At 71.9% G+C, this 24,819-nt stretch carries 20 protein-coding genes and 1 tRNA gene; 4 read left to right on the top strand and 17 right to left on the bottom strand.

Features of this window, described 5'->3' with window-relative positions:
- The first annotated feature begins 66 nt into the window (after positions 1-66).
- On the top strand, positions 67-3,366 hold the full coding sequence (locus VD659_RS01925) for an aminotransferase class III-fold pyridoxal phosphate-dependent enzyme (RefSeq protein ID WP_423259460.1): 3,300 nt from the start codon (positions 67-69) through the stop codon (positions 3,364-3,366).
- A gap of 73 nt (positions 3,367-3,439) precedes the next feature.
- Here the strand turns inward: VD659_RS01925 and VD659_RS01930 are convergent, their stop codons facing one another.
- Positions 3,440-4,906 (bottom strand): NAD-dependent succinate-semialdehyde dehydrogenase, encoded by a 1,467-nt coding sequence (locus VD659_RS01930; RefSeq protein ID WP_423259461.1) that lies wholly within the window; start codon positions 4,904-4,906, stop codon positions 3,440-3,442.
- 141 nt (positions 4,907-5,047) lie between these two features.
- Here VD659_RS01930 and VD659_RS01935 point away from each other — a divergent pair, with 141 nt between their 5' ends.
- Positions 5,048-6,808 (top strand): PucR family transcriptional regulator ligand-binding domain-containing protein, encoded by a 1,761-nt coding sequence (locus VD659_RS01935; protein WP_423259462.1) that lies wholly within the window; start codon positions 5,048-5,050, stop codon positions 6,806-6,808.
- 80 nt (positions 6,809-6,888) lie between these two features.
- On the opposite strand, the gene VD659_RS01940 is transcribed toward VD659_RS01935, so the two are convergent.
- From VD659_RS01940 to topA, 9 genes are all read right to left on the bottom strand, one after another.
- Positions 6,889-7,482: an isochorismatase family protein gene (locus tag VD659_RS01940; protein ID WP_137837000.1), complete on the bottom strand. Its 594-nt coding sequence runs from the start codon at positions 7,480-7,482 to the stop codon at positions 6,889-6,891.
- Positions 7,483-7,554: 72 nt separating this feature from the next.
- Positions 7,555-9,240 carry a D-alanyl-D-alanine carboxypeptidase/D-alanyl-D-alanine endopeptidase gene (dacB, locus tag VD659_RS01945; protein WP_423259463.1) on the bottom strand — a complete coding sequence of 562 codons (1,686 nt, stop codon included), beginning with the start codon at positions 9,238-9,240 and terminating at the stop codon, positions 7,555-7,557.
- Between the two features lie 102 nt (positions 9,241-9,342).
- Complete coding sequence (locus tag VD659_RS01950) at positions 9,343-10,326, bottom strand: Gfo/Idh/MocA family protein (RefSeq protein WP_423259464.1); 984 nt, start codon at positions 10,324-10,326, stop codon at positions 9,343-9,345.
- Positions 10,327-10,373: 47 nt separating this feature from the next.
- Positions 10,374-10,449 (bottom strand) — tRNA-Thr (locus VD659_RS01955).
- Between the two features lie 70 nt (positions 10,450-10,519).
- A complete protein-coding gene (locus tag VD659_RS01960) occupies positions 10,520-11,218 on the bottom strand; it encodes a TetR family transcriptional regulator (protein ID WP_423259465.1) in 699 nt (232 codons plus the stop codon).
- Complete coding sequence (locus VD659_RS01965) at positions 11,215-12,798, bottom strand: alpha/beta hydrolase (RefSeq protein WP_423259466.1); 1,584 nt, start codon at positions 12,796-12,798, stop codon at positions 11,215-11,217. The genes VD659_RS01960 and VD659_RS01965 overlap by 4 nt, the downstream gene beginning before the upstream one ends.
- Positions 12,795-14,012: a DNA polymerase III subunit delta' gene (locus VD659_RS01970; RefSeq protein WP_423259467.1), complete on the bottom strand. Its 1,218-nt coding sequence runs from the start codon at positions 14,010-14,012 to the stop codon at positions 12,795-12,797. The genes VD659_RS01965 and VD659_RS01970 overlap by 4 nt, the downstream gene beginning before the upstream one ends.
- Positions 14,013-14,064: 52 nt before the next feature.
- Positions 14,065-14,688 (bottom strand): dTMP kinase, encoded by a 624-nt coding sequence (gene tmk / locus VD659_RS01975; RefSeq protein ID WP_423259468.1) that lies wholly within the window; start codon positions 14,686-14,688, stop codon positions 14,065-14,067.
- Positions 14,685-17,513: a type I DNA topoisomerase gene (topA, locus tag VD659_RS01980; RefSeq protein WP_423259469.1), complete on the bottom strand. Its 2,829-nt coding sequence runs from the start codon at positions 17,511-17,513 to the stop codon at positions 14,685-14,687. Before topA ends, tmk begins: the two co-directional genes overlap by 4 nt.
- 223 nt (positions 17,514-17,736) lie before the next feature.
- On the opposite strand from topA, the gene VD659_RS01985 reads away from it, so the two are divergent.
- On the top strand, positions 17,737-17,967 hold the full coding sequence (locus VD659_RS01985; protein ID WP_423259470.1) for a hypothetical protein: 231 nt from the start codon (positions 17,737-17,739) through the stop codon (positions 17,965-17,967).
- On the opposite strand, the gene VD659_RS01990 is transcribed toward VD659_RS01985, so the two are convergent.
- The 5 genes from VD659_RS01990 to VD659_RS02010 form a co-directional block, all read right to left on the bottom strand.
- Positions 17,943-18,377, bottom strand: coding sequence for an Rv3654c family TadE-like protein (locus VD659_RS01990; protein WP_423259471.1), 435 nt, complete (start codon positions 18,375-18,377; stop codon positions 17,943-17,945). The genes VD659_RS01985 and VD659_RS01990 overlap by 25 nt on opposite strands.
- A complete protein-coding gene (locus VD659_RS01995) occupies positions 18,374-18,982 on the bottom strand; it encodes a TadE family type IV pilus minor pilin (protein ID WP_423259472.1) in 609 nt (202 codons plus the stop codon). Before VD659_RS01995 ends, VD659_RS01990 begins: the two co-directional genes overlap by 4 nt.
- Entirely contained in the window at positions 18,960-19,202 is a 243-nt protein-coding gene (locus VD659_RS02000; RefSeq protein ID WP_423259473.1) for a DUF4244 domain-containing protein, read from the bottom strand. Before VD659_RS02000 ends, VD659_RS01995 begins: the two co-directional genes overlap by 23 nt.
- 72 nt (positions 19,203-19,274) lie before the next feature.
- On the bottom strand, positions 19,275-20,279 hold the full coding sequence (locus tag VD659_RS02005; protein WP_423259474.1) for a type II secretion system F family protein: 1,005 nt from the start codon (positions 20,277-20,279) through the stop codon (positions 19,275-19,277).
- Positions 20,249-21,538: a TadA family conjugal transfer-associated ATPase gene (locus VD659_RS02010; protein ID WP_423259475.1), complete on the bottom strand. Its 1,290-nt coding sequence runs from the start codon at positions 21,536-21,538 to the stop codon at positions 20,249-20,251. Before VD659_RS02010 ends, VD659_RS02005 begins: the two co-directional genes overlap by 31 nt.
- 492 nt (positions 21,539-22,030) lie before the next feature.
- On the opposite strand from VD659_RS02010, the gene acs reads away from it, so the two are divergent.
- Positions 22,031-23,995: an acetate--CoA ligase gene (acs, locus tag VD659_RS02015; protein WP_423259476.1), complete on the top strand. Its 1,965-nt coding sequence runs from the start codon at positions 22,031-22,033 to the stop codon at positions 23,993-23,995.
- An 82-nt stretch (positions 23,996-24,077) separates the two neighbouring features.
- Here acs and VD659_RS02020 read toward each other — a convergent pair whose 3' ends face one another.
- Both VD659_RS02020 and VD659_RS02025 read right to left on the bottom strand, forming a co-directional pair.
- Entirely contained in the window at positions 24,078-24,548 is a 471-nt protein-coding gene (locus VD659_RS02020) for a RidA family protein (RefSeq protein WP_423259477.1), read from the bottom strand.
- Entirely contained in the window at positions 24,548-24,685 is a 138-nt protein-coding gene (locus VD659_RS02025; RefSeq protein ID WP_423259478.1) for a hypothetical protein, read from the bottom strand. Before VD659_RS02025 ends, VD659_RS02020 begins: the two co-directional genes overlap by 1 nt.
- Between the last annotated feature and the right edge of the window lie 134 nt (positions 24,686-24,819).

Consider the following 24,819-nt stretch of genomic DNA (forward strand, 5'->3'; position numbering starts at 1 on the left):
ATGTAACTAACCAATCAGGCTGGAAGCCCTGTGTCAAGCCCCGGGCCCTCTGGGATGATGGAGCGCATGAGCCCCTCGGAACCCCGGAGCCGACGTTCCTTCGCCGAGACGGTGACCGCCGCTCCGGCGGTCTCCCGAGCCGAGGCGGCCAGGGTGGCCCGCGAGCGCTTCGGATGCACGGACGCGACGGTCGGCGCGGTGCGCGCTCTCGGCAGCCAGCACGACGCCAACTTCGTGCTCGAACCCGAGCCGGGCGGCGCGGGCGAGCGGATGCTGCTGAAGTTCGCGAACCCGGTCACGACCGCCGAGGAACTGGTGGCCCAGTCGCTCGCCGCGGAGCGACTCGGCCGCGCCGAGCCCGGCATCCTCGTTCCCCGCACGATCCCGGGTGCCGACGGAGAGCTCGTGCAGCAGGTCGACGTCGGCGGCACGCCGATGCTCGTGCGGGCGCTGAGCTTCGTGGAAGGAACCCCGCTCTCGGGGCCGCAGACCATCGACGCCGCAACAGCGGCGACCCTCGGCGCCCTGGCCGCGCGATCGGTGCGGGCGCTCGCCGGCTTCGAGCATCCGGGCATCGAGCGCGACCTGGAGTGGGACCTGCGGAACGCCGGGCGGCTCGTGACCGAGCTGCTCCCGTTCGTCGGCGATGCGGGGCTGGCCGCGCGCATCCGTTCGGCCGGTCGCGCAGCGCAGGATGCCCTGGCCGCGCTCGAAGAGGAGGAGCTGCCGCTGCAGGCCGTCCACGGTGACCTCACCGACGACAACGTGGTGGGCCGGCGCACCGCGGCGGGCCGGCTCGATCCGGTGGGCATCATCGACTTCGGCGACGTGATGCGCAGCTGGGCGGTGGCGGAGCTCGCGGTGACCTGCTCCTCGCTGCAGCACCACCATCGCGCGCGGCCGGCGTCGATCCTGCCGGCGGTGCGCGCCTTCCACTCCCTGCGCCCACTCTCGGGCGCCGAGGCCGAGGTGCTCTGGCCCCTCGTGGTGGCGCGAGCAGCGACACTCGTGGTGAGCGCGCATCACGCCGCCGCGATCGACCCGGCCAACGACTACACGCGGGAGAACGCCGAGCACGAGCACCGGGTGTTCGACGTGGCCACGAGCGTGCCGCTCGCGGTGATGACCCGGCTCGTGCTCGACGCGACCGGACATGCGGCCCGCGCCCGGGCCGCGACGGCTCACGCGGCGACGACGGCGGATGCCGCCCGTGCCGCGGATGCCGCCGGAGCCGCCGGGAGCGCGAAGGCGGGTGGCAGCGCCGCCGGAGGTGCGAGGGCGGGTGGCAGCGCCGCCGGGAGTGCGAGGGCGGGTGGCAGCGCCGCCGGGAGGGCGACCCCCGACGCGCCCACCGGCCCCCGGATCACGCCCCCGACGGCCACCCACGCGCTGCTGGCCGTGCCGCTTGCGACGCCCGGCGCCGGAGCCGCCACTGCCGGCGCCGGGCGACCGGACGCCCACGGCATCGTGACGCTCGACCTCTCGTCGACGAGCCGGGCTCTCGACGACGGCCGCTTCACACACCCCGACGTCGAGGCGCTCCTGGCGGCGGAGGCCCTGGCCGCCGGGGCCGCGGTCGTCCTCACCCGCTTCGGCGAGCGCCGCCTCACCCGCTCCTTCCGCGAGTCACGCGAGGCGCACCCGTGCGTGGCGCTCGGCGTCGAGCTGTGGACCGCTTCCTCCACCCCGGTCCTCGCCCCCTGGCCCGGCACGCTCCGCCGCGACGGCGACCGCCTGCTGCTGATCGGCGCGGAATCGACGCTCGAGCTCACCGGGGTGGAACCCTCGACGCCCGCCGCTGCCGCCGTGCCCGCCGGCGCCGCGCTCGGCCACACGACAGCCGGGCAGCGGCTCGGTGTGCGGCTCCTCGCCGCCGGCACCGACCCCGCGGCGGTACCGTGGTTCGCCACTGCCGAGCTGGCACCGGGCTGGCGCAGCATCGCCCTCGACCCCACCCCGCTGATCGCCGCGCCCTCCACCGCTCCGGAAACCCCGGCATCCCGCACGACGGCAGCCGTCGCCTCCGAGCGTGGCGGGCGCGAGAGCGTCGCCGCGCCCTCCTCCGACGCGGGCGTCTCCGAGGGCACCGATGCCCTACTCGCGCGCCGCGAGCGCTCGCTCGCCGAGGTGCAGGAGCACTATTACGCGCATCCGCCCCGCATCGAGCGCGGCTGGCGGCACAACCTCTTCGACACCGAGGCCCGCCCCTACCTCGACATGGTGAACAACGTCGCCGCGGTCGGCCACGCGCATCCGCGCATCGCCGACGCCGTCGACCGTCAGCTGCGCCTGTTCAACTCCAATTCCCGATTCAACTACGAGGCGATCGTCGAGCTCTCCGAGCGCCTCACCGTCCTGCTCCCCGACCCGCTCGACACCGTCTTCCTCGTGAACAGCGGCACCGAGGCGGTCGATCTGGCGCTGCGCATCTCGTGGGCCTGGTCGAAGCGCCGCGACGTCGTCGCTGTGCGCGAGGCCTACCACGGCTGGTCCGACGCGAGCGACGCCGTCTCGACCTCCGTGGCCGACAATCCGAACGCGCTCGAGACCCGCCCCGAGTGGGTGCACACCCTCGACGCGCCGAACGCCTACCGCGGACGACACCGGGGCGACGAAGCCCGGCACTACGCCCCCGAGGCCGTCGCCGAGATCGAACGGCTGGCCGCGGCCGGCCGCCCGCCGGCCACCTTCATCGCCGAGGCCTTCTACGGCAACGCGGGCGGGATGCCGCTCCCCGACGGCTACCTCCCCGCAGTCTACGAGGCGGTCCGCGCGCACGGCGGCCTCTGCATCGCCGACGAGGTGCAGGTGGGCTACGGCCGCCTCGGCGACGTCTTCTGGGGCTTCGAGCTGCAAGGCGTGGTGCCCGACATCGTCACGATCGCCAAGGCGATGGGCAACGGGCATCCGCTCGGCGCCGTCGTGACCCGGCGCGAGGTGGCCGACGAGTACCGCTCGCAGGGCTACTTCTTCTCCTCCGCGGGCGGCAGCCCGGTGAGCTCGGTGGTGGGGCTCACAGTGCTCGACATCCTCGCCGACGAGGGCCTGCAGCAGAACGCCCGCGAGGTGGGCGCCCACCTCAAGCGGCGACTCGAGGAGCTCGGCGAGCGGCATCCGCTGATCGGCGCCGTGCACGGCCGCGGGCTCTACCTGGGGGTCGAGCTCGTGCGCGACCGCGAGACCCGCGAACCGGCCACCGAGGAGACGGCGGCCCTGTGCGAGCGGATGCTCGAACTCGGCGTCATCGTGCAGCCCACCTCCGACCGCCAATGCGTTCTCAAGATCAAGCCGCCGATGACCCTCACCATCGCCAGCGCCGACTTCTTCGCCGACACCCTCGACGAGGTGCTCACCTTCGGCTGGTGACCTCCTCGCGACTCGCCAAAAAACGCCCCAAAACCTGAGGTTTGGGGCGTTTTTTGGCGAGTCGCGAGGAGGATCAGCCGTTCGGGATGAGCGTGTACTTGGTCGAGAGGTACTCGTGGATGCCCTCGAGGCCACCCTCGCGGCCGAGTCCCGACTGCTTCACCCCGCCGAACGGCGCCGCCGCGTTCGAGAGCACGCCCACGTTGAGGCCCATCATGCCGGTGTCGAGCTTGTCGATCATCCGCTGGCCGCGCGCGAGGTTCTCGGTGAACACGTAGGAGACCAGCCCGTACTCGGTGTCGTTCGCCAGCCGCACGGCCTCCTCCTCGTCGTCGAACTCGACGACCGACACCACCGGGCCGAAGATCTCCTCGCGGAGGATCTCGCTGTCCAGCGGCACCGCGGTCACCACGGTGGGCTCGTAGAACGAGCCCGGCCCGTCGACCCGGTGCCCGCCGGCCACGAGGGTGGCGCCGCGGGAGACGGCATCCTGAACCAGCTCGTCGGCCTTGTCGACGGCCCGGTCGTCGATGAGCGGACCGATCGCCACGCCCTCCTCGGTGCCCCGCCCGATGCGCATCGCGCCGACGCGCTCCGCCACGCGACGCGAGAACTCCGCCGCCACCGAGCGGTGCACGATGAAGCGGTTCGCAGCCGTGCATGCCTGGCCGATGTTGCGGAACTTCGCGAGCAGAGCACCCTCGACGGCCTTGTCGAGGTCGGCGTCGCCGAACACCACGAAGGGCGCGTTGCCGCCGAGCTCCATCGAGGTGCGCAGCACGTTCTGGGCGGCCTGCTTCATGAGCGTGCGGCCCACCGGCGTCGAGCCGGTGAAGCTGAGCTTGCGCAGCCGCGGGTCGGCGATGATCGGCTCCGACACCGCCCCCGAGGTGGAGGTGGTGATGACGTTCAGCACTCCGGCGGGCAGGCCGGCCTCTTCGAGCAGGCGCGCCACGTAGAGCGTGGTGAGCGGCGTGAGTTCGGCGGGCTTCACCACGACCGTGCAGCCGGCCGCGAGCGCCGGTGCGATCTTGCGCGTCGCCATGGCGAGCGGGAAGTTCCACGGCGTGATGAGGTAGCACGGCCCCACCGGGCGCTGCGAGACCACCATCTGGCCGGTGCCCTCGGGGTTGCGCCCGTAGCGCCCCGAGATGCGCACCGCCTCCTCGCTGAACCAGCGCAGGAACTCTCCCCCGTAGCTCACCTCGCCGGCGGCTTCGGCGAGCGGCTTGCCCATCTCCAGAGTCATCAGGAGGGCCACGTCGTCGCGCCGCTCCTGCAGAAGGTCGAATGCTCCACGCAGGATCTCGCCGCGCTGCCGGGGCGCCGTGGCGGCCCAGGAGTCGGCGGCGGCGACGGCCGCGTCGAGGGCGGCGAGGCCGTCGGCCGGGGTCGCGTCGGCGATGGTCTTGAGCACCGCGCCGGTGGCCGGGTCGCGCACGTCGATGCTTCCGCCGCCCGAGCCGGAGACCCATTCTCCGCCGATGAACAAGCGGTCGGGAACCGTGGCGAGGAGCTCGGATTCGGATGCGGCGCTCATATCGTGGTCCTTTCGCGGGCCGGGCACGGTCGGCAGGCCCCGCTCTCGAAACTATGCCCGAGCGGACTCCACCGTTGCTGCCATTGTGGCAATTCGGATGCACGGCTGTGCCGATCCGGCATTCTCTCGTAGGCTCGTCGCATGGCCGCCACCCTCGCCGAGCTCCTGGCGCAGCCGACGTTCGGGCTGCGCCCGCTCGGCCCCGCGCATCCGCCCGCCGTCGCGATCTCCTGGGCCCACGGATCCGACCTCGACGACCCCACTCCCTTCCTCGCTGCCGGCCAGCTGCTGCTCACGACGGGCCGGCAGTTCGGGGACTGGCCGGCCGCGCGCTTCGACGACTACGTGCGGCGCCTAAGCGAGCTCGGCGTGGTGGCGCTCGGCTTCGGCACCGAGGTGGTGCGCGACGGCACGCCGCTCGAACTCGAACGCGCGTGCCGCGCCCACGCCATGCCGCTCTTCGAGGTTCCCTACCGCACCCCGTTCATCGCTCTCGCCCGGTGGGTCGCCGAGGCGAACGCCGCCGAGGAACGAGCGCGTCTGGATGCGGCGCTCGAGTCGCAGCGTCAGCTCTCGCTCGCCATCCTCGGCAACGGCGGCCTCGGCGCGGCGGCGGCCCGGGCGGCCGAGCGACTGGCGTGCCGGGTGGCGGTGTTCGACCCCGACGGCGAGGTGATCGCGGCCGGCGACCCGGCGGCGGATGCGCGCGCGGCGGCCCCGTTCGCCGAGCTGCTGCCCCAGGTGCGGAGGCTGCTGCGTGCCGGCCGTCGCGCCCGGATCGCCCTCGGCGCCGACGACCCGGCCACGGGCGTGTCTCCGGACGGCGCCCCGGCGCCCGGCGGGCCGCGGCACGGCAGCGGCGCCCGCGACGAGGAGCCGACGATCGCCGCCGAGACCATGAAGAACCCCGGCCTCGCCGGCCCGAGCGGTGACGCCGCAACGGCGGGTGGCGGCCACGCGGTGCTCCAGACCCTCGGTGGCACGGGCCGGCTCCGCGGTGTGCTCGTCGCGCGCCGCGATCACACGTTCGACCGGGCCGATCTCTCGGTGCTCACGACCCTCGCCGCCCTGGCCGAGGTCTCGCTCGAGCAGGCCCAGTTCGTGCGCGAGAGCCTTCGTGCGCTTTCCGAGCAGCTCTTCGAGCTGCTGCTCGACGGTCAGCTCGGCGCGGTGCGCAAGGCCACAGCCGCGCTCCCGGTGTCGCTGCCCGAGGAGCACTTCGTGGTCGTGAGCATGATCGAGGCCGATCAGCCTCCGCTTCTCGTCGACTGGATCGAGCGGCAGGCCGCCTCCGCGGCGAGCGGTGTCTTCGTGGTGCGGCGCGCATCCCACCTCGTGCTGCTCGTCGACGAGCAGCGCTGGCCCCGCCTGCGCCGGCTGCTCGAGCGGCGCGGCGCCACGGCCGGAGCCTCCGGACGCCTCGGTTGGAGCGAGCTCGACACCGGGCTCACGCAGTCGGCCGCCGCCCTGAGCGCCGGCGCCTTCCGCGCAGCGGGCGGTGCCGACGCCCACACCGGCGTCACCGACTTCGCCGACACGGTGCCCGGCGGGCTGCTAGGCCTCCTCGGCGCTCTGAGCACCTCGAGCGGGGGCGGCGGAGACGCCGACGACGGCACCGGCACCGGCATGCCCGGAGGAGCGCTCGGCAGCCTCGCCCGCGCTCGCCTGACACCGGTGCAGGCTCGCCCTGACGGCCCCGGGCTGCTTCGGCAGGCCGAGGTGTGGCTCCGGCACAACGGCGCCTGGGAGCCCGCGGCGCGCGAACTGGGGCTGCACCGCCACAGCCTCAAGGCCCGGATGACCGAACTCGGCGAGCTCCTCGACCTCGACGTCGACCGCTTCGCCGACCGAGCCGAGCTCTGGGTGCTGCTGCAGGCCGGTTCCGTCTCGGCTGCGCGCTGACCCGCACGCGCCCATTCACCTCTCGCAGCGGCGCGCAGCGAGCCCCGCAGCCCCAGCCGCGCGCCGAAGCCGCCGGCAGCTCAGCGATCCACGAGCTCCGAGGTCACCAGGTCGGCTCCCGCGTGCGCGAGCTCGGCGATGGCCGCGCGTGACGCCTCAGGAGACACCCCCGCCACGAGGTCGGTGATGATGCGCACGTGCCGGCCGTGCTCGATCGCGTCGAGGGCGGATGCGCGCACGCAGTAGTCGGTGGCGAGCCCGGCCACGTCGACCTCGGTCACCCCGTTCGCGTCGAGCAGTTCGTGCACGGTGCCGCCCTCTTCGGTGGTGCCCTCGTAGATCGAGTACGCCGGCTGCCCCTGCCCCTTGCGCACGTGGTGGTCGATCGACCGCGTGGTGAGCTCGTCATGGTACTCGGCGCCGTACGTTCCGGCCACGCAGTGCACCGGCCAGGTGGTGACGAAATCGGGCTCGGCATCGGTGGCGAAGTGGCCGCCGTTGTCGTTGTCGGGGTCGTGCCAGTCCCGCGAGGCGATCACGAATTGATAGGTGTCCGGATGCTCCGCCAGCAGTCGCGAGATGCCGTTCGCGACCGCGGTGCCCCCTTCCACCCCGAGGGCCCCGCCCTCGATGAAGTCGTTCTGCACGTCGATGATGAAGAGGGCTTTGGACATCGTTGACTCCCGAATCCGTCGAACCGTTCTGGATCGATTCTACGGCCGCACAGGCCCTGACGACCCGGGCGCTCAGGTGTTGGCGAGGTTGTTCCCGCAGGCGTAGACACCGTTCGTGAGGGCGTCGATGGCCGTCTTCGCACTGTCGTCGACGTCGTCGAGGGCGAAGAAGGCGAAGGTGAGCACCGAGCCGTCGGCGGCATCGATGATGCCGGAGAGCGTGTAGCCGGTGTCGATCCAGCCGGTCTTGGCGATGACGTTGCCCGCCGCGGGCGTGCCGTTGAACCGGCCGGCGAGCGTTCCCGAGCGGCCCGCGACCGGCAGGCCGTCGGCGATGATGCCGAGATTGCCCTCGCGGTCGTCGATCTTGATGAAGAGCTGGCTGAGGAAGTTCGGCGACACCCCGTTGTCGTCGCTGAGGCCCGATCCGTCGACGATGGTGAGACCGCTCGTGTCGAGGCCGTAGGTGGCGAGAGCCTGCGGAATGGCCTTCTGCAGGGCGCCGAAATCGCTGCCGACGCCGAGCTTCACGGCCACCAGCCGGGCGAGCATCTCGGCTTCGGTGTTGTCGGAGCGCAGCAGCGCATCCGGGATCATCGTCGACACCGGCGCCGAGAGCACCTGGCCGAGCTGCGCGGCGCCCGCCGATGCCGTGCCTTCCGCGAGGGTCGCGTTCGGCACGCCGAGCGAGATGGCGAAGCTCTGGCCGGCCCGGAGCACCGCGTTCTCACTGCGGGCAGAGACGTTGGCCGAAGGGTCGTCGCGGTCGCCGTCGACCTGCAGCGCCGTGACCTCGGAGGAGTAGCCGTCGTAGAGTTCCTTGCGGTTCCACGAGGGCTGCCAGCGGTCGCCCGAGAAAGCGGAGGCGTCGAGCACGATCGAGGTGATGGGCGTGCCGGCGGTGGAGGGGTCGGCGGCCCAGGCGGCCTTCACCTGCGCGGCGAGCTCGGGCAGGCTCGCGGCATCCTGGTAGATGTTCGACCCGGTGCTCGCGAGAGTGATGTCGCCGCTCCCGACGAGCACGACCTCGCCCGGGTTCGCCCCCTTCACCACGGTGGTGGGAACGCGGTAGTCGGGGCCGAGAACCGCCAGTGCGGCCGAGCTCGTGAGCACCTTCATCACGCTGGCGGTGCGGGCGTAGGTGTTCGCGCTGCGGTCGAAGAGCACCTCGCCGGTGGCGGCGTTGCGCACGCTGCCGAGGAAGGTGCCGAGGCGCGAGTCGGTGGCGAGGTCGGCGACCGAGCAGGTTCGGATGGGCGACGGCGCCCCGGCCGCCTGCGGCTGCGCCCGGGCCGTCACCGAGGGGGTCGGCGTGGCCGTGGCGCTCGGGGTGGGCGTGGCGGTCGCGCTGTCGACGACGGCCACCGGCGCGCTCGAGCCGCCCGCCACGGCGGCGCCCGCGGCGAACGCTCCGCCGCCCAGCACGAGCAGGGCGACGGCGGCGGTCGATCCGCCCCAGATCCGCGGATGACGGCGCACCAGCGCCCAGAAGCCACCACCGGCCCCGCGGCCTGCCGCGGCACCGCCCGTCGCCGCCGTCGCCGTCGCCGCATCGTCGTCGAGGGCCATCGCGGCGACCGAGGGCGGGATGGCGGCGGGCACCACGAGCGTAGGCGCGGCCCCGCTGCCGACCTTCGGCAATCGCGCAGTGGGAAGGGTGTCGCCGGTCACCTGCTCGTCGGCCGAAGCGGCCGCAGCAGCGCGCGCTTCGGCTTCTCGCAGCTCACGCCGCGTCAGAGGCACCTGGTCGTCGGACATCCCAGCCATGGTACCCGCACCCCCTCGGCGCCGTCACCGGTCACTCGCCGTCGCTGCGAGCCCCTCGTGACGAGCCCTTCGCCACGCGTCCCGCGTCCCTCATCACTCCGACGGGAAACGGAGTCCGATCTGCTCGCGCACCTCGTCGAGCACCGCCATGATGGCCACCGTCTCGGCGATCGGCAGCAGCGGGCTCTCGCTCTCGCCGGCGCGGATGACGCGCTCCAGCTCGATGGCCTGGAACTGCATCCCGCGGGACTCCACCGGCTGGTCGAAGCGTTCGAGCACTTCGCCCTCCGCACTGAACACCGTGAACGGCGTCGGGTTGTACCACCAGCGCTCGATGTCGATCCAGGCGTCGGTGCCGATGACCGCCGCGCGCACCGGCCCCGAGGCGTCGATGGCGCTGTGCGAGATCGACTGCCGGCCGCCCTCGTGCTCGAAGATGAGCGCGGTCTGCCGGTCGACACCGGTGGCGCTCATCGTGGCGTGGGCGAGGATGCGCGTGGGCAGCCCGAGCACGTCGACCGCGAACGACACCGGGTAGATCGCGAGGTCGAGCAGACCGCCTCCACCGAGGGCGAGGTTGTTGATGCGGTGCGCCGGGTCGCTCGGCAGCTTCTGGTCGTGGTCGGCGATGACGGTACGCACCTCGCCGAGGGTGCCGGCGGCGATGATCTCGCGCAGCCGGGCCATGTGCGGCAGGAAGCGCGTCCACATCGCCTCCATCACCACGACCCCGGCCGCGGCGGCCGCGTCGGCGACCTGCTGCGCTTCGGCCGCGTTGAGCGTGAAGGGCTTCTCCACCAGCACGTGCTTGCCGCCGGCGATCGCCAGGAGGGCGTTCTCGGCGTGCAGCGGATGCGGGGTGGCCACGTAGACCACGTCGACCTCGGGGTCGGCCGCGAGGGCCTCGTAGCTCGGATGGGCCGTCGCGATGCCGAAGCGCGAGGCGAAGGCATCCGCCGACTCCTGGCTGCGCGAGCCGACGGCCGTCACCGAGAGTCCGGCGGCGAGAAGGTCGGTCACGAAGGTCTCGGCGATCCAGCCGGTGCCGAGGATTCCCCAGCGAATGGATTCTGACATCGATGTCTCCCGTTCGGGCAGAGGTGGGTACCGCGGTGGAGCAGAACTGGGGCCGCCTCCGGGAATCGAACCCGGGACCTATTCATTACGAGTGAATCGCTCTGCCGACTGAGCTAAGGCGGCCTGGCCGGCACTCGGTGCGCGGCACAGCAACAAAGCATAGCCGATCCGTGGGGCCTCCCGTGACACCGGATCAGAGGCGCACGGGCACTCCCACGACCTCGCGCAGCCGCTCGTAGCTGCGCATCACGAGCTCGGGCAACAGCTCGGTGTCGGGATGCGCGGCCCACGAGATCCAGGCGGCGCGGGCGATGGTGAGCGAGAGCAGAGCGATCAGGCGCGCACGCTCGGCGGCGTCGGCCGGGTCGAAGCCGGTGCCGCGCTTCTCGGCGTCGATCTCGAGCCGGCGCACCACCGAGGCGGCGAGCTCGGCCTCGAACTCGCGCATCCGGTCGATCTTCACCGCCACGATCTGCGGGTAGTCGCTCATCACGGCGCGGCGCAGCTGGTGCAGCTCGGGGTCGAGCGCGTCTTCCTCCGTCGCCTGCGCCGCCATGATGGCGATGAGGTCTTCGAGCGGATCGCCGTCGGGCCCGGCGGCCTCGAAGGCGGTGGTGACTGCCTCGGTGAGCATGAAGGGCGCGTCGCCGGCGAGCGAGGCCTCCTTCGTGGGGAAGTAGTTGAAGAAGGTGCGGGGCGAGACGCCCGCCGCTCCGCTGATGTCGTCGACGGTCACCTGGTCGAGACCGCGCTCGGCGGTGAGCCGAAGCACGGCGAGCTGGATGTTGCGGCGGGTGGCCCTCCGCTTGCGCTCGCGCAGTCCGAGCTCCTCGCTGTCGCGGCCGGCCACCGCGCCCGCAGCGGTGTTCGCGCCCTCTCCCCCGCTCGTCATGCGGCGCACTTCGGATCGGCGGAGGGGACCGTGCCCTGCAGGAAGTAGGCGTCGACCGTGGCGGCCACGCAGCTCGAGGAGTTGTAGGCGGTGTGGCCGTCACCCTGGAAGGTGACGAGGTGGCCGTTCTCGAGCTGGCTCGCGAGCGCCTCGGCCCACTTGTACGGGGTGGCCGGGTCGCCGGTCGTGCCGACCACGAGGATGGGGTCGGAGCCCGCCGCGGTGACGGCGGCCGGAACCCGGGTGGAGGGGTAGGGCCACTGGGCGCAGGGGATGTCGCCGTAGGTCCAGTAGGGGCCGACGGTCGGCGAGGCGGCGACGATCTGGGCGTTCTGCTGCGCGATGACGGCCGGGTCGGTGGTGGCCGGGTAGTCGGCGCAGGAGATCGCGTTGAACGACTCGATCAGGTTGTCGGCGTAGCTGCCGTCGGGGTTGCGGCTGTTGTAGGCATCCGCGAGCTGGAAGGCGTAGTCGGCCTGGCCGGCCTCGACGGAAGTGAACAGGTCGTCGAGTCTCGGCCAGTTGCCCTTGTTGTAGAGCGGGTAGAAGATCGCGGTGAGCAGGTTCGTCGAGCCGAGCTCGCGGCCGTCGGAGGCGCGGATCGGGCTCGCGTCGACCTGCGCCAGGAGACGCTGGATCTCGGTGAGCGCGGCGTCTGCGGTGCCGGTGTACCAGCATCCGGATCGGCTCACGCAATCGCTCAGATAGTTCTTGAGGGCCTGCTCGAAACCGACGGCCTGCGAGATGCTGACGTCGAAGCCGCTCGAGGTGGGGTCTTCGGCGCCGTCGAGCACCATGCGGCCGACCTTGTCGGGGAAGTTGTTCGCGTACTCGGCCCCGAGGAAGGTGCCGTAGGAGTAGCCGAGATAGTTGAGCTTGGGGTCGCCGACCACCGCACGCAGCATGTCGAGGTCGTGCGTGGTGCTCGCCGTGTCGATGAACTGCAGCAGCGGCCCGGTGTTGGCGGCGCACTTCTGTGCGAAGTCCTTCGAGGTGGCGGTGTAGGCGTCGATCCACTGCTGCGAACCGCGGGTGCCCGGGATGATGTCGTAGAGGTAGGCGTCGCGCTCGGCGTCGGTGAGGCAGTGCACGGCGTCGGAGTGGCCGGTGCCGCGCGGGTCGTAGCCGATGAGGTCGTATTGCGCCTGCAGGCTGGGGTGGGCGGCGTAGTCGGCCGACTGCTGCACGAAGTCGTAGGCCGAGCCGCCCGGGCCGCCCGGGTTCACGAAGAGCGTGCCGAGCTTGTTCGACGAGGTGGTGGGCTTCTTGATGAGGGCGAGCTTCACGGTTGCGCTGCCCGGGTTCGCCCAGTCGAGCGGGGCCGTGGCGTCGGCGCAGACGAAGCTGCCGCCGCAGGGCTGCCAGTCGAGCACCTGGCCGTAGAACTGCTGGAGGGCGGCGGGCACGTTCTCGCCGGTGGGGCTCGAGGTGGATGCTGTGGGGGCGACGCTCGCGCCGTTCTGCCCGGCGAACCACGAGACGCATCCGCTGAGCGCGAGGGCGGCCGCGGCGGCCATCGCGACGAGACCGACGGCGCGGGTGCGGGCGCGAGCAGGGGTGCGAGAAGAACGACGGGTCACTGGGGCACCTTTCGTGGAGCGGAGCTGTTCGCCGCGGCGACCGTGACGAGCAGGGCCTCGAGGGCGAGCGCTGGTGCGACGTTAGCCGAGATCCTGCGCCGGGCGTCGGCGATCGCGTCCATCGCCGCGAGAGTCGATGACGAATCGTTACCCTCGGCGAGCGCCCGCACGCGCGCCGAGATGGCCTCGTTCACGAGTTCGATCTGCGCCCCGAGCTGAACGAGCAGGACGTCGCGGTAGAGCGAGAGCAGGTCGGTGAGGATGCGGTCGATGCCGTCGCGGAGGCTGCGGGTCGCCCGCCGCTTCTGGTCGTCTTCGAGGTTCTTGATCTGCGAGCGGAGCGCCGGCGGGATGGCCTGGCCGGGTTCAATGCCGAGCGAGCGGAGTGCGGCGGCCCGCTCCTCGGCATCCCGCTCCTCGGTGATGGCCTGCGCGTCGGCGCCCGCGATGTCGAGCAGTCGGGCGGCCCCGCGCACGGCGTCGCCCACCGAGCGCACCGAGAGCGCGAGCTGGATGGTCTCGGCCCGGCGGGCGCGGGCCTCGTCGTTGGTGGCGAGGCGGTGGGCCATGCCGATGTGGCTCTGCGACTCCCGGGCCGCGCGCAGGGCGGTGGCCTCGTCGACGCCGTCGCGCTTCACGAGCAGGGCGGCGACGTCGGCCGTGCTCGGAACTCGCAGGCGCACCGAGCGCACGCGGGAGCGGATGGTGGGCAGCAGGTCGGCCTCGCTCGGCGCGCAGAGGATCCATACCGTGCGCTCGGGCGGCTCCTCGAGCGCTTTCAGCAGCACGTTCGAGGTGCGCTCGGCCATGCGGTCGGCGTCTTCGATCACGACCACGCGGTAGCGCGACACCGAGGGCGAGAACTGGCTCGAGGACACCAGCCGGCGCACCTCGTCGATCGAGATGATCACGCGGTCGGTGGCGAGGATGGCGAGGTCGGGATGCGTGCGGGCCGCGACCTGGCGGCAGTCGGCGCACACCCCGCATCCGCCGTTGCGGCACAGCAGGGCCGAGGCGAAGGCGTAGGCGAGGTTGGAGCGACCCGAACCGGGAGGGCCGGTGACTAGCCAGGAGTGCGTCATGGAATCGGGGGCGGTGGCCGCGCCCGGGGATGCGGAGGCGGGCGTCGAGCCCGCCGGGCCCGCGGAATTCGCGGCAGCACGGAACACCTCGATGGCGGCCGACTGGCCGGTGAGGTCGTCCCACACACTCATGTGTTCAACCTATCGTCCGCCGCTGACAGTTCCCAGGCGGCTGTCCGCAGCATCACTCGGCGAGCAGCGGCTCGACCCGGGCTCGGATGGCGGCGGCGATCTCCTCGGGCTGGAGCGCCGCGTCGACCACCAGGAAGCGATCGGGCTCGCGGGCGGCGAGCTCGAGGAAGGCGGCGCGCACCCGGCGATGGAAGTCGCTCTTCTCGGCCTCGAGCCGGTCGAAGCGTTTGTTGGCCCCGTCGAGCCGGGCCCGCGCGGTGGCCTCGTCGAGATCGAGCAGGATCGTCAGCTGCGGCAGCAGCCCCTCGGCGGCCCAGAGGGACAAGGAGCGGATCTCGTCGCCGTCGAGGACGCGGCCGGCGCCCTGGTAGGCGACCGAGGAGTCGAGGTAGCGATCCTGCACCACGATCTCGCCGCGGGCGAGCGCGGGGCGCACCTTCGTTTCGATGTGGTGGGCGCGGTCGGCGGCGTAGAGCAGCGCCTCGGCGCGCGGAGAGATGTGGCCGCGGCTGTGCAGCACGATCTCGCGCACCTCGTTGCCGAAATCGGTCCCGCCGGGCTCGCGCGTGCGCACGACCGTGCGCCCGCGAGCGGTGAGCCACTCCTCGAGCAGGGCCGCCTGCGTCGACTTGCCGGAGCCGTCACCGCCCTCGAGCGTGATGAACACGCCGTTCACTTCTTCGGGGCGGCCTTCCGTGCGGGAGCCTTACGGGCCGCCGGCTTCTTCGCGGCCGTGGTGGCGGCTTTCGCGCGCGGCTTGGCTGGGCCCTTGGCGCGCTTGTCGGCGAGCAGCTGCACCGCGCGCTCGAAGTCGATCTCCTCGACCGTCTCACCGCGCGGGATGGTCGCGTTGGTCACGCCGTCGGTCACGTAGGGCCCGAAGCGGCCGTCCTTCACCCGGATCGGCTTGCCGCTCTCGGGGTCGGCCTCGAACTCTTTGAGGGCGCTGGAGGCGCGACGCGCGCCGTACTTCGGCTGGGCGAACAGCTCGAGGGCGCCCGGCAGGTCGATCTCGAAGATGAGGTCTTCGCTCTCGAGCGAGCGGGTGTCGGTGCCCTTCTTGAGGTAGGGCCCGAACTTGCCGCCCTGGGCGGTGATCGGCTCGCCCGACTCCGGGTCTTCGCCGACGGTGCGGGGCAGGTCGAGCAGGCGCAGCGCGGTGTCGAGGTCGATGGTCGCCAGGTCCATCGACTTGAACAGGGATGCGGTGCGCGGCTTCACGGCGGCCGCCGCCTTCTTGGCGGGAGCCTTCTTCGCCGGGGCCTTCTTCGCGGGCGCGGCGCTCGCGCCGGCCTCGGTGGTCTCGGCGGCCGGAACGGCGGCGGCAGCTGCGGCCTCGGTCGCGGCCTCCGCCTCGGTGGGGGCCGGCTCGAGCTCGGTCACGTACGGACCGAAGCGCCCGTCCTTCGCCACGATCTCCTTGCCGTTGGCAGGGTTGACGCCGATCACGCGGTCGGTCACCACAGGAGCGTCGACGAGTTCGCGCGCCTTCTCGGGGGTGAGTTCGTCGGGCGCGAGCTCCTGCGGCAGGTTCACCCGGCGCGGGGGCGCGTCGAGGTCGCCCGAGGGGTCGAGCACCTCGAGGTAGGGGCCGTACTTGCCGATGCGGAGGGTGATGTCGTCGGTGATGGTGACCGAGTTCACGGCGCGGGCGTCGATCTCGCCCATGTTGTCGATCACGTTGCGGAGGCCGGGGTGGCCCTCGCTGCCGAAGTAGAAGCCGTTGAGCCAGTCGACACGGTCTTCCTCGCCGTCGGCGATCTTGTCGAGGTCGGCCTCGAGCGCCGCGGTGAAGTCGTAGTCGACGAGGTCGGCGAAGAAGTCCTCGAGCAGGCGCACCACGGAGAACGCGGTCCAGCTCGGCACCAGGGCCTGGCCGCGGGGGGTCACGTACCCGCGGTCGATGATGGTGGAGATGATCGAGGCGTAGGTCGACGGGCGGCCGATGCCGAGCTCGTCGAGAGCCTTCACGAGGCTGGCCTCGGTGTAACGGGGCGGCGGGGTGGTGTCGTGGCCGGCCGCGTCGATCTCGACGGCGGCGAGCGCCTGACCCTCCTTCAGCGGCGGCAGCTTCGCCTCGCTGGGCTCCGCGGTCGCGTTGCGCTCCTCGTCGCGGCCCTCCTCATAGGCGTGCAGGAATCCGCGGAAGGTGATGACGGTTCCGGAGGCCGAGAACTCGGCGGTGGTCGCGCCGCCCAGCTCGTCGACGGTCACGGGGCCGGCGCTGATGGTGACGGAGGCCGTTGAGCCCTTCGCGTCGGCCATCTGCGAGGCGACCGTGCGCTTCCAGATGAGTTCGTAGAGGCGGAAGTCGTTGCCGCGCAGCACGCCGCTCAGCTCCGACGGGGTCTTGAACACCTCGCCGGCGGGGCGCACGGCCTCGTGGGCCTCCTGGGCGTTCTTGCCCTTGCCGGTGTAGAGGCGCGGCTTCTCGGGGATGGTGTCGGCACCGTAGAGCGTGGTGGCCTGGGCGCGGGCGGCGTTGATGGCCTGCTGCGAGAGCGACGGGGAGTCGGTTCGCATGTAGGTGATGTAGCCGTTCTCGTAGAGCGACTGGGCCACGCTCATGGTCTGCCGTGCCGAGAACCGCAGCTTGCGCGCGGCCTCCTGCTGCAGCGTCGACGTGGTGAACGGCGCGGCGGGCTTGCGGGTGTAGGGCTTCGACTCGAGGCTCGTGACGGCGATCTCGACGCCGGGGGCGGAGAGCGCGGCCTTGAGGGCGGATGCGGCGGGCTCGGCGAGCGCCACCGCCTTGCTCTTCAGCTTTCCCGACTCGTCGAAGTCGCGGCCGGAGGCGACCCGTTCACCGTTGAGCCGCACGAGGCGCGCCTCGAAGGCGTCGATCTCGGGGGTGGCGGCGTCTGGGGCGAGCTGGGCCGTGAGGTCCCAGTAGTTGGCACTGGTGAACGCGAGGCGTTCGCGCTCGCGGTCGACCACCAGGCGGGTGGCGGCTGACTGCACACGGCCGGCGGAGAGCCCGGGGCCTACCTTGCGCCAGAGCACGGGCGACACCTCGTAGCCGTAGAGACGGTCGAGGATGCGGCGCGTCTCCTGGGCGTCGACGAGGGCGTCGTCGATCTGCCGGGTGTTGTCGCGGGCCTGCTCGATGGCCTCCTTGGTGATCTCGTGGAACACCATCCGGCGCACCGGCACCTTGGGCTTCAGCACCTGCAGGAGGTGCCACGCGATGGCTTCGCCTTCGCGGTCTTCATCAGTGGCGAGGTAGAGCTCGTCGGCGCCGGCGAGCGCCTTCTTGAGGTCGGCGACCGTCTTCTTCTTCGCATCCGACACCACGTAGTAGGGCTCGAAGCGATTCTCGACGTCGACCGAGAACTTGCCGAGCGACCCCTTCTTGAGCTCGGCCGGCAGGTTCTTGGGCTCGACGAGGTCTCGGATGTGCCCGACGGAAGCCATCACGTCGAAGCCCTCGCCCAGGTACTGGGCGATCGACTTCACCTTCGTCGGGGACTCGACGATGACGAGCTTTCTCTGGCCGGGCAACTGTTCTCCTTATATATGTCACTCGCGGCCGAGGGGCGTCGGAACGCTCCGTGCACGCTCCCGGCCGATGACGGACCCGCTGGTCCATCAGGCACACCATACACACACCATCCCCGCAGGAACCTAATCTCCGGGTTCGCCGAGGAGGAAACGACGCCCATTGCGCCCACGGCGTAACGGCGCAGAATGGGGGTGTCCACATCAATGGAGAGGGGCACAACCGATGGCTCTGGAGAACACCTCCTACACCGCCAAACTCACCGACGGTCCGCTCGAAGGCAAGACCGTCCGCACCGATTTCACGGATGCAGGTGAACCGCAGGCGCGCCTGAGCATCCCGGCGGCGGCGAATCAGAAGACCTACCTCTACCGGCGGTCCGCCGGCCTCGAGTTCGCCGACTCCGACCGGCCGAGCGCGGTGGAGTACCGCTACGTGGAGGCCATCGTCGACTGACCGGGGGGAGGTCCGGCGCGCGCCGCGGCCGTGATCGGCCAGCCCACCACGGTGGTCGAGACGGTGACGGCCGCGACACCCGCCGGATCGACCGCGCAGGCGGTCAGGTGCGCCCCGTCTGCCGCAGCGACAGCGGCGGCGATGCCGCACGGTGAGTCCGGTCGTCGCCCAGAGCTCGCATCGGCGGCCGCGAGTGCCGCGGAGTCGGCCGCACCGACGAGCCGCTGGCGGGCGGCGACGGCAGCCCCCAGGGGCGCGAGCGCAAGCAGGACCGCGCACACGGCGAGCAGCACTCCCACCCCGGCGACGCTGCCGCTTCCCTCCTCGCCGGCGAGCGCAGTGCGGTCGGCCGGCGTCGGCCTCAGCCGTGAGGGTGTGCGGCGCGACGCGAACGTCCGAGCGAGCGTCACCCGGATTCGGCACCGCCGACATCGTCGGCATCGTCGGCATCGTCGAGCGCACAGCCTGTGCCCGAGACCGCGAACAGCGCGCCGAGCAGCCCGAGCGAGGGCTGCGCCGACGCGGTGACGCAGACCAGCTCGCCCGAGTGGGCGATCGCCATCGCGGCGGCGGGCTGCGCTTGGGAGATGCGCGCGGATGCGGCTCCCGGCCCTTCGCCGCGGCCCAGCATCCGCGCCGCGTCGGCCGCCGCATCCGTGAGCCGCACCTGCACGACTCCGAGTTGCGCAGCCCCGAGCCCGACAGCGAGGACGAGCCCGATCGCGGGCAGGATCATGGCGAACTCCGCGGTGACCGACCCCGACTCCGATCGCCACGAGCCCGTCGCGGCCGACGCCGATCGCCACGCCGACCACCACGGGCCCGCCGGGATCGACTCCGACCGCCACGGGGCCGACTCCGACCGCCCGGGCGCCGGCCGGGCCGGACCCGATCGCCGCGGGGCCGATCTCCCCAGAGCCGATCTCCCCGGGGTCGATCTCCCCGGGGCCGATCTCCCCGAGCCCGATCTCCCCGGGCCCGATCGCCACCGCTCAGCCCGCCGAAGTGAGCGCACGGTGGATGAGGTCGACGAGCAGGCCTTTGACGTCGTCGCCGCGCAGGACGACGACGAGCAGGCCCGCGAGTCCGACCGCGGCGAGCGTGGCTATCGCGTACTCGGCCGTGGCGGCGCCGGATTCGTCGGCCAGGGCGCGAGCCAGCCGGCGCACGGCCGACCGTCCGGCCGGATCTCGGAGGACTCGAGGCGTCACGAGCGTGTTCTGGGCGGTGGTCATGGGTTTTCCTTTCGATGGGCACGAATGAGCGAGAGAGGCGTCGCCGAACGACGGTGTGTTCTGACCGGGCGATCACCCCCAGGCCGTCGAGGCGAGCACCCCGAGCAGTACCGGAGCCACCGCGAGCAGGAAGAACGCCGGCAGGATGCACACGCCGAGCGGCACCATCAGCCACACACCGAGGGCGGCGGCCCGCTCGGTGGCCGCACTCACGGCGTCGCGCCGGATTCGGGCGGCCTCGTGACGGAGTAGCTCGCCCGGCGGCGCCCCCGCCCGGGCGGCGAGCACCAGTACGGAGCGCATCGCCGGGATATCGTTCTCGGCGGCGAGCCCGTGGGCCCCGCAGCGCTCGTGAACCAGCGCCGTCGCCGCCTCGAGCGATCCGCCGCCCGAGAGCGCGACCGCGACCAGATCGAGCGCGACACCGGCGACGGGCTCAGTCGTGCGGGCGCGGCGGAGCAACCACCCGCTCCAGAGCCGGCCGACCACGACGAGCGCGAGTCCGAACAGCAGGCAGATGATGCCCGCGGCCGATCCGAGGAGCGCACCGAGGGTGTCGAGCCCCATCAGTGCGCCCGCGGCGAGCGACACGAGCGGCAGTGCGACGACCAGCCTCGTGGTGGCCGTCGGCCCCGCGAGCGCCGCCGTGATGTCGCGCTCGACCCTCCCGGCCGCGCGCAGAGCGTCGGAGATGTCGCCGAGGCACCGGGCGAGCGGCGCACCGGCCTCGATCGCCACGGCCCAGGCGGTGGCGAGCACGGCCCAAGCCCTTCGGGTCGACGCCACCGCACCGTGCTCCGTCCGCGAGGTGCCGCGGCGGGAAGGCCGTCCGGCCGCCACACCCGCACCGGCCATGCGGGCCACCGCCTCCGGCACCGATGCCCCTCGGTCGAGCATGCGCACGACCTCCGTGGCCGCCGGTTCTTCGCCCGCTTCCGCGAGATAGCGCCACGCCTGCGCCGGCGAGATCCCGACTCCCACGAGAACGGCGAGCTTCTCCACGGTGGCCCCGAGCTCTTCGCTGGCCGGCCGCCGGCCCGCGCGCATCACGGCTCCCTGCCCGGGGCGCCAGCGCACGCGATCGCCGGCTCCGAAACCGCGCTCGAGGCAGCAGCGAACATCACGTGCGGCATCCCTCGCGGCAGACGGGCGCCGACCGCACCACCGCCCGGCACCCCGGCAGGCGCACTCACCCCCGGCGACTCCGCGCGCGCCGGCTCCGGCACCAGGACCGGCTCCGGCACCGGCACCGGCACCGACAGCACCTCCCCCCGCACGCCTGCGCCCGGCACCGCGCACCCCACAAGACGCGGCACCGCGCACCCCACAACACCCGGCACCTCAGACACGTCAGACACCTCAGGCGCCTCTAGCAACCCCGACAACGGCACCACCCTCAGGCGATCGCGCCCGTCGAGCGCGAACCGCCCGAATTCCTCGATCCCACGCCGCCGCCCCGATTGCCGCAGATGGCAGACGAGGCCGATGGCACTCACCGCCTGCCGCGCCACGGCCGTGGCGTCGAGCCCGGCCAGGGCTCCGAGCGCTTCGAGCCGTGCCGGGACATCGGCGATGGCGTTCGCGTGCAGTGTTCCGGCCCCGCCGTCGTGGCCGGTGTTGAGCGCAGCCAGCAGCTCGCGCAGCTCGGCGCCCCGGCACTCCCCGAGCACGAGGCGGTCGGGCCGCATGCGCAGCGCCTGCCGCACCAGTTCGGCCAGGCCGATGCCGCCCGCTCCTTCGAGGTTGGGCTGGCGCGCCTCGAGCGCCACCACGTGCGGATGCGCGATGCGCAGCTCCGCCACGTCTTCGATCACCACGATGCGGTCGGCCGGAGAGGCCGCCGCCAGGAAGGCCGAGAGGAACGTCGTCTTGCCGCTGCCCCCGGCACCCGTGACCAGCACGTTCGTGCGTGACCGCACGGCCCGCTCGACCACCTCCCGCCGCCGGTCGGCCGCGACACCCGCACCGAAGAGCCCCCGGGCGGCGAGCTCGTCGAGACTCGGCCATCCGCGCTGCGGAACCCGCACCGAGATGAGCGTGCCCGCCGTCGCCACGGGCGGCAGCACCACGTGCACCCGGAACCCCTCCACCCGCACGTCGACGCACGGCGCGGCCTCGTCGATGTGCCGCCCGCCCTTCGACACCAGGCGCACCGCGAACTCCCGCAGCCGCGCCTCGCTCGGGCACGACCACGACGCCTCGCGCTCCGCTCCCCCGCCCCGGTCGACCCAGAGCCTCTCGTGGCCGTTCACGAACAGGTCGGTGACGCGCGGATCGTCGAGATAGGGCGAGAGTGGGCCGAAGGAGTCGGCGGATGCACGGGGCCGGTTGGTCATGCGCCGACGCTACGGTCTGGCATCCGGGATCCGAGGGGCAGCTGCCCGATCTGTGGAGAAGACGGCGCCGGCTCGCCCTGTGGAGAACGACCGACCGACGGGAGAAGAGCTACCGGCATCGCCGAGCACACCGCTTAAAGAGAGAGGGGCGGCACCCAATGGGGGGAAGGGTGCCGCCGCAGCAACGCTGGATTGGGGGGAATCACTGTTGCGCTGCATCCAGACACGAGGTCTGGTAGGAACGAGTTTACCCGCCCGAAACATTCACGCAAATCGCTCCAGCGAATTCTCAGCGATTCCGACCCAGACCCGCCTCAGGCCCGACCAGACACCGGCCCTGCCCCCGGCCAGGCCCAGAGACCGACCAGACCCAGACACCGGCCCCGCCCCACCCCGCCCCCGTCACAGCAGGCAACACTCTGCAACCCCGCCCCGCACCGGGTGCAGTATCGTCGAAGAGGTTCTGTGACTCGCGAAGGAGCGACTATCCGCATGACGGTGAACAACATCGACAACCTGCTGCACGAATCGCGGCGGTTCCCGCCGGCGGAGGAGTTCGCCGAACAGGCCGTCGCCCAGCCCGAGATCTACGCCCGGGCATCCGAAGACCGGCTCGCCTTCTGGGCCGAGCAGGCCAGGTCCTTGCACTGGCACAAGCCCTTCACCCGCACCCTCGACTGGTCGAACCCGCCCTTCGCGACCTGGTTCGACGACGGCGAGCTCAACGTGGCCTACAACTGCCTCGACCGCCACGTGCTGGCCGGCAACGGAGACCGCGTGGCCCTGAACTGGGAGGGCGAGCCCGGCGACAGCACGACCTTCACCTACGCGGAGCTCACCGCCGAGGTGAAGAAGGCGGCGAACCTGCTCACGGCCCTGGGCATCCGTCAGGGCGACCGCGTGGCCATCTACCTCCCACTCATCCCCGAAGCCGTCATCGCCATGCTCGCCGTGGCGCGCATCGGCGCCGTGCACTCCGTGGTGTTCGGCGGCTTCAGCGCCGAGAGCCTGCGCGCCCGCATCGACGACGCGAGCGCGAAGCTCGTCATCACCGCCGACGGCGGCTACCGCAAGGGCAAGGTCTTCCCGCTGAAGCCCGCGGTCGACGCCGCCCTCGCCATGGAGGGCGAGATCACCCCGAGCACGGTGCAGAACGTGCTCGTCGTGAAGCGCGGCGGCAACGACGTCGACTGGACTCCGGGCCGCGACCTCTGGTGGCACGACGAGATCGCGCAGGTCGACACCGAGCACGTGGCCAAGGCCTTCCCGGCCGAGAACCCCCTCTTCATCCTCTACACGAGCGGCACCACGGGAAAGCCCAAGGGCATCCTGCACACGAGCGGCGGCTACCTCACCCAGGTGGCCTACACCCACAAGAACGTCTTCGATCTCAAACCGGAGACGGATGTCTACTGGTCGACCGCCGACGTCGGCTGGATCACCGGCCACAGCTACGTCGTCTACGGCCCGCTCGCGAACGGCGCCACCCAGGTGCTCTACGAGGGCACCCCCGAGACCCCGCACCCCGGGCGCTGGTGGGAGATCATCCAGAAGCACAAGGTGACGATCCTCTACGCCGCACCCACCGCCATCCGCACCTTCATGAAGCTCGGCCGTCAGATCCCGCAGCAGTTCGACCTGTCGAGCCTCCGACTCCTCGGCAGCGTGGGCGAGCCCATCAACCCCGAGGCCTGGGTCTGGTACCGCGACGTCATCGGCGGCGGCACCACCCCCGTCGTCGACACCTGGTGGCAGACCGAGACGGGCGCCATCATGATCTCGGCCCTCCCCGGCGTCATCACCCTGAAGCCGGGCAGCGCCCAGGTGCCGGTGCCGGGCGTGGAGATCGACGTGGTCGACGAGCGGTTCCACTCCACCGGCGCCGACGAAGGCGGCCTGCTCGTCATCACGCAGCCCTGGCCGAGCATGCTCCGCGGCATCTGGGGCGACCCCGAGCGCTTCATCGAGACCTACTGGTCGAAGTTCGGGCCCACCACCTACTTCGCCGGCGACGGCGCGCGGCGAGACAAGGACGGCGACATCTGGCTGCTCGGCCGGGTCGACGACGTGATGAATGTGTCAGGCCACCGCCTGAGCACCGCGGAGATCGAGTCGAGCCTGGTCTCGCATCCGATGGTCGCCGAGGCGGCGGTGGTCGGCGCGAGCGACGAGACCACGGGCCAGGCCGTCGTCGCGTTCGTCATCACGCGGGCCAGCCACGCGGATGCCGCCCACGCCGACAACGCGGCGAGCGTGCTGCGGGCCCACGTGGCGCAGCAGATCGGCGCCATCGCGCGCCCTCGCCAGATCTTCATCGTGAACGAGCTGCCGAAGACGCGCTCGGGCAAGATCATGCGGCGCCTGCTCCGCGATGTCGCCGAGGGCCGCGAGGTCGGCGACACCACCACCCTGGCTGACACCATGGTGATGTCGGCCATCACCGACACCATGAAGTAGTCCTCCTCGCGAGTCGCCAAAAAACGCCCTAAGCCGCAGGCTTTAGGGCGTTTTTTGGCGACTCGCGAGGAGGACCGGAGCGCTACGCGAACTCGACGATGAGCTCCACCTCGACGGGCGAGTCGAGCGGCAGCACCGCGACGCCCACGGCCGAGCGGGCGTGCACGCCGATCTCGCCGAACACGTCGACCAGGAACTCGGATGCGCCGTTGATGACCCCGGGCTGCCCGGAGAACGACGGGTCGGACGACACGAACCCGACGACCTTCACGATGCGGGTCACCCGGTCGAGCGAGCCGATGGCGCTCTGCACGGCGGCCAGCGCGTTGAGCGCGGCGGTCTGCGCGAGCGCCTTGGCCTCGGAGGGCGTGACCAGGCCGGGGAGTTCGCCCACCTTGCCCACGGCGGGAAGCACTCCCCCCACGAACGGCAGCTGGCCGGCGGTGTAGACGAGGTTCCCCGTGACCACGGCGGGCACGTAGGCCCCTGCCGGTGCGGAGACGGTGGGGATCTCGACGCCGAGTTCGGAGAGACGGATGCTCAGCTCGGACATCAGGCACCCGCCCCGGCGGTCGCGGCGGGCCGCTTGAGGTAGGCGACGAGCCCTCCCTCGGGCCCGGTCACGATCTGCACCAGCTCCCAGCCGTCAGAACCCCAGGTGTTGAGAATCGCGGCGGTGTTGTGGATCATCAGTGGCGTCGTAACGTATTCCCAGGCAGGCACGGGGCCCCTTTCACGGCTAATCGCAGGTTTGTCACTTACCCTTGATCCTATGTCTGCCCCAAAAGCCTCGGCTAGCGGTGTGGTCGGAGCCATTCTGGGCA

The organism is Herbiconiux sp. 11R-BC (assembly GCF_049472555.1).
In the GTDB taxonomy this organism is placed as follows: domain Bacteria; phylum Actinomycetota; class Actinomycetes; order Actinomycetales; family Microbacteriaceae; genus Herbiconiux.

What these genes read in the sequence shown, in the direction of transcription:
- VD659_RS01925 (WP_423259460.1), top strand. Translation starts at nt 67, where the DNA reads ATGAGCCCCTCGGAACCCCGGAGCCGACGTTCCTTCGCCGAGACGGTG.
- VD659_RS01930 (WP_423259461.1), bottom strand. Translation starts at nt 4,906, where the DNA reads ATGAGCGCCGCATCCGAATCCGAGCTCCTCGCCACGGTTCCCGACCGC.
- VD659_RS01935 (WP_423259462.1), top strand. Translation starts at nt 5,048, where the DNA reads ATGGCCGCCACCCTCGCCGAGCTCCTGGCGCAGCCGACGTTCGGGCTG.
- VD659_RS01940 (WP_137837000.1), bottom strand. Translation starts at nt 7,482, where the DNA reads ATGTCCAAAGCCCTCTTCATCATCGACGTGCAGAACGACTTCATCGAG.
- dacB (WP_423259463.1), bottom strand. Translation starts at nt 9,240, where the DNA reads ATGTCCGACGACCAGGTGCCTCTGACGCGGCGTGAGCTGCGAGAAGCC.
- VD659_RS01950 (WP_423259464.1), bottom strand. Translation starts at nt 10,326, where the DNA reads ATGTCAGAATCCATTCGCTGGGGAATCCTCGGCACCGGCTGGATCGCC.
- VD659_RS01960 (WP_423259465.1), bottom strand. Translation starts at nt 11,218, where the DNA reads ATGACGAGCGGGGGAGAGGGCGCGAACACCGCTGCGGGCGCGGTGGCC.
- VD659_RS01970 (WP_423259467.1), bottom strand. Translation starts at nt 14,012, where the DNA reads ATGAGTGTGTGGGACGACCTCACCGGCCAGTCGGCCGCCATCGAGGTG.
- VD659_RS01985 (WP_423259470.1), top strand. Translation starts at nt 17,737, where the DNA reads ATGGCTCTGGAGAACACCTCCTACACCGCCAAACTCACCGACGGTCCG.
- VD659_RS02000 (WP_423259473.1), bottom strand. Translation starts at nt 19,202, where the DNA reads ATGACCACCGCCCAGAACACGCTCGTGACGCCTCGAGTCCTCCGAGAT.
- VD659_RS02010 (WP_423259475.1), bottom strand. Translation starts at nt 21,538, where the DNA reads ATGACCAACCGGCCCCGTGCATCCGCCGACTCCTTCGGCCCACTCTCG.
- acs (WP_423259476.1), top strand. Translation starts at nt 22,031, where the DNA reads ATGACGGTGAACAACATCGACAACCTGCTGCACGAATCGCGGCGGTTC.
- VD659_RS02020 (WP_423259477.1), bottom strand. Translation starts at nt 24,548, where the DNA reads ATGTCCGAGCTGAGCATCCGTCTCTCCGAACTCGGCGTCGAGATCCCC.
- VD659_RS02025 (WP_423259478.1), bottom strand. Translation starts at nt 24,685, where the DNA reads ATGATCCACAACACCGCCGCGATTCTCAACACCTGGGGTTCTGACGGC.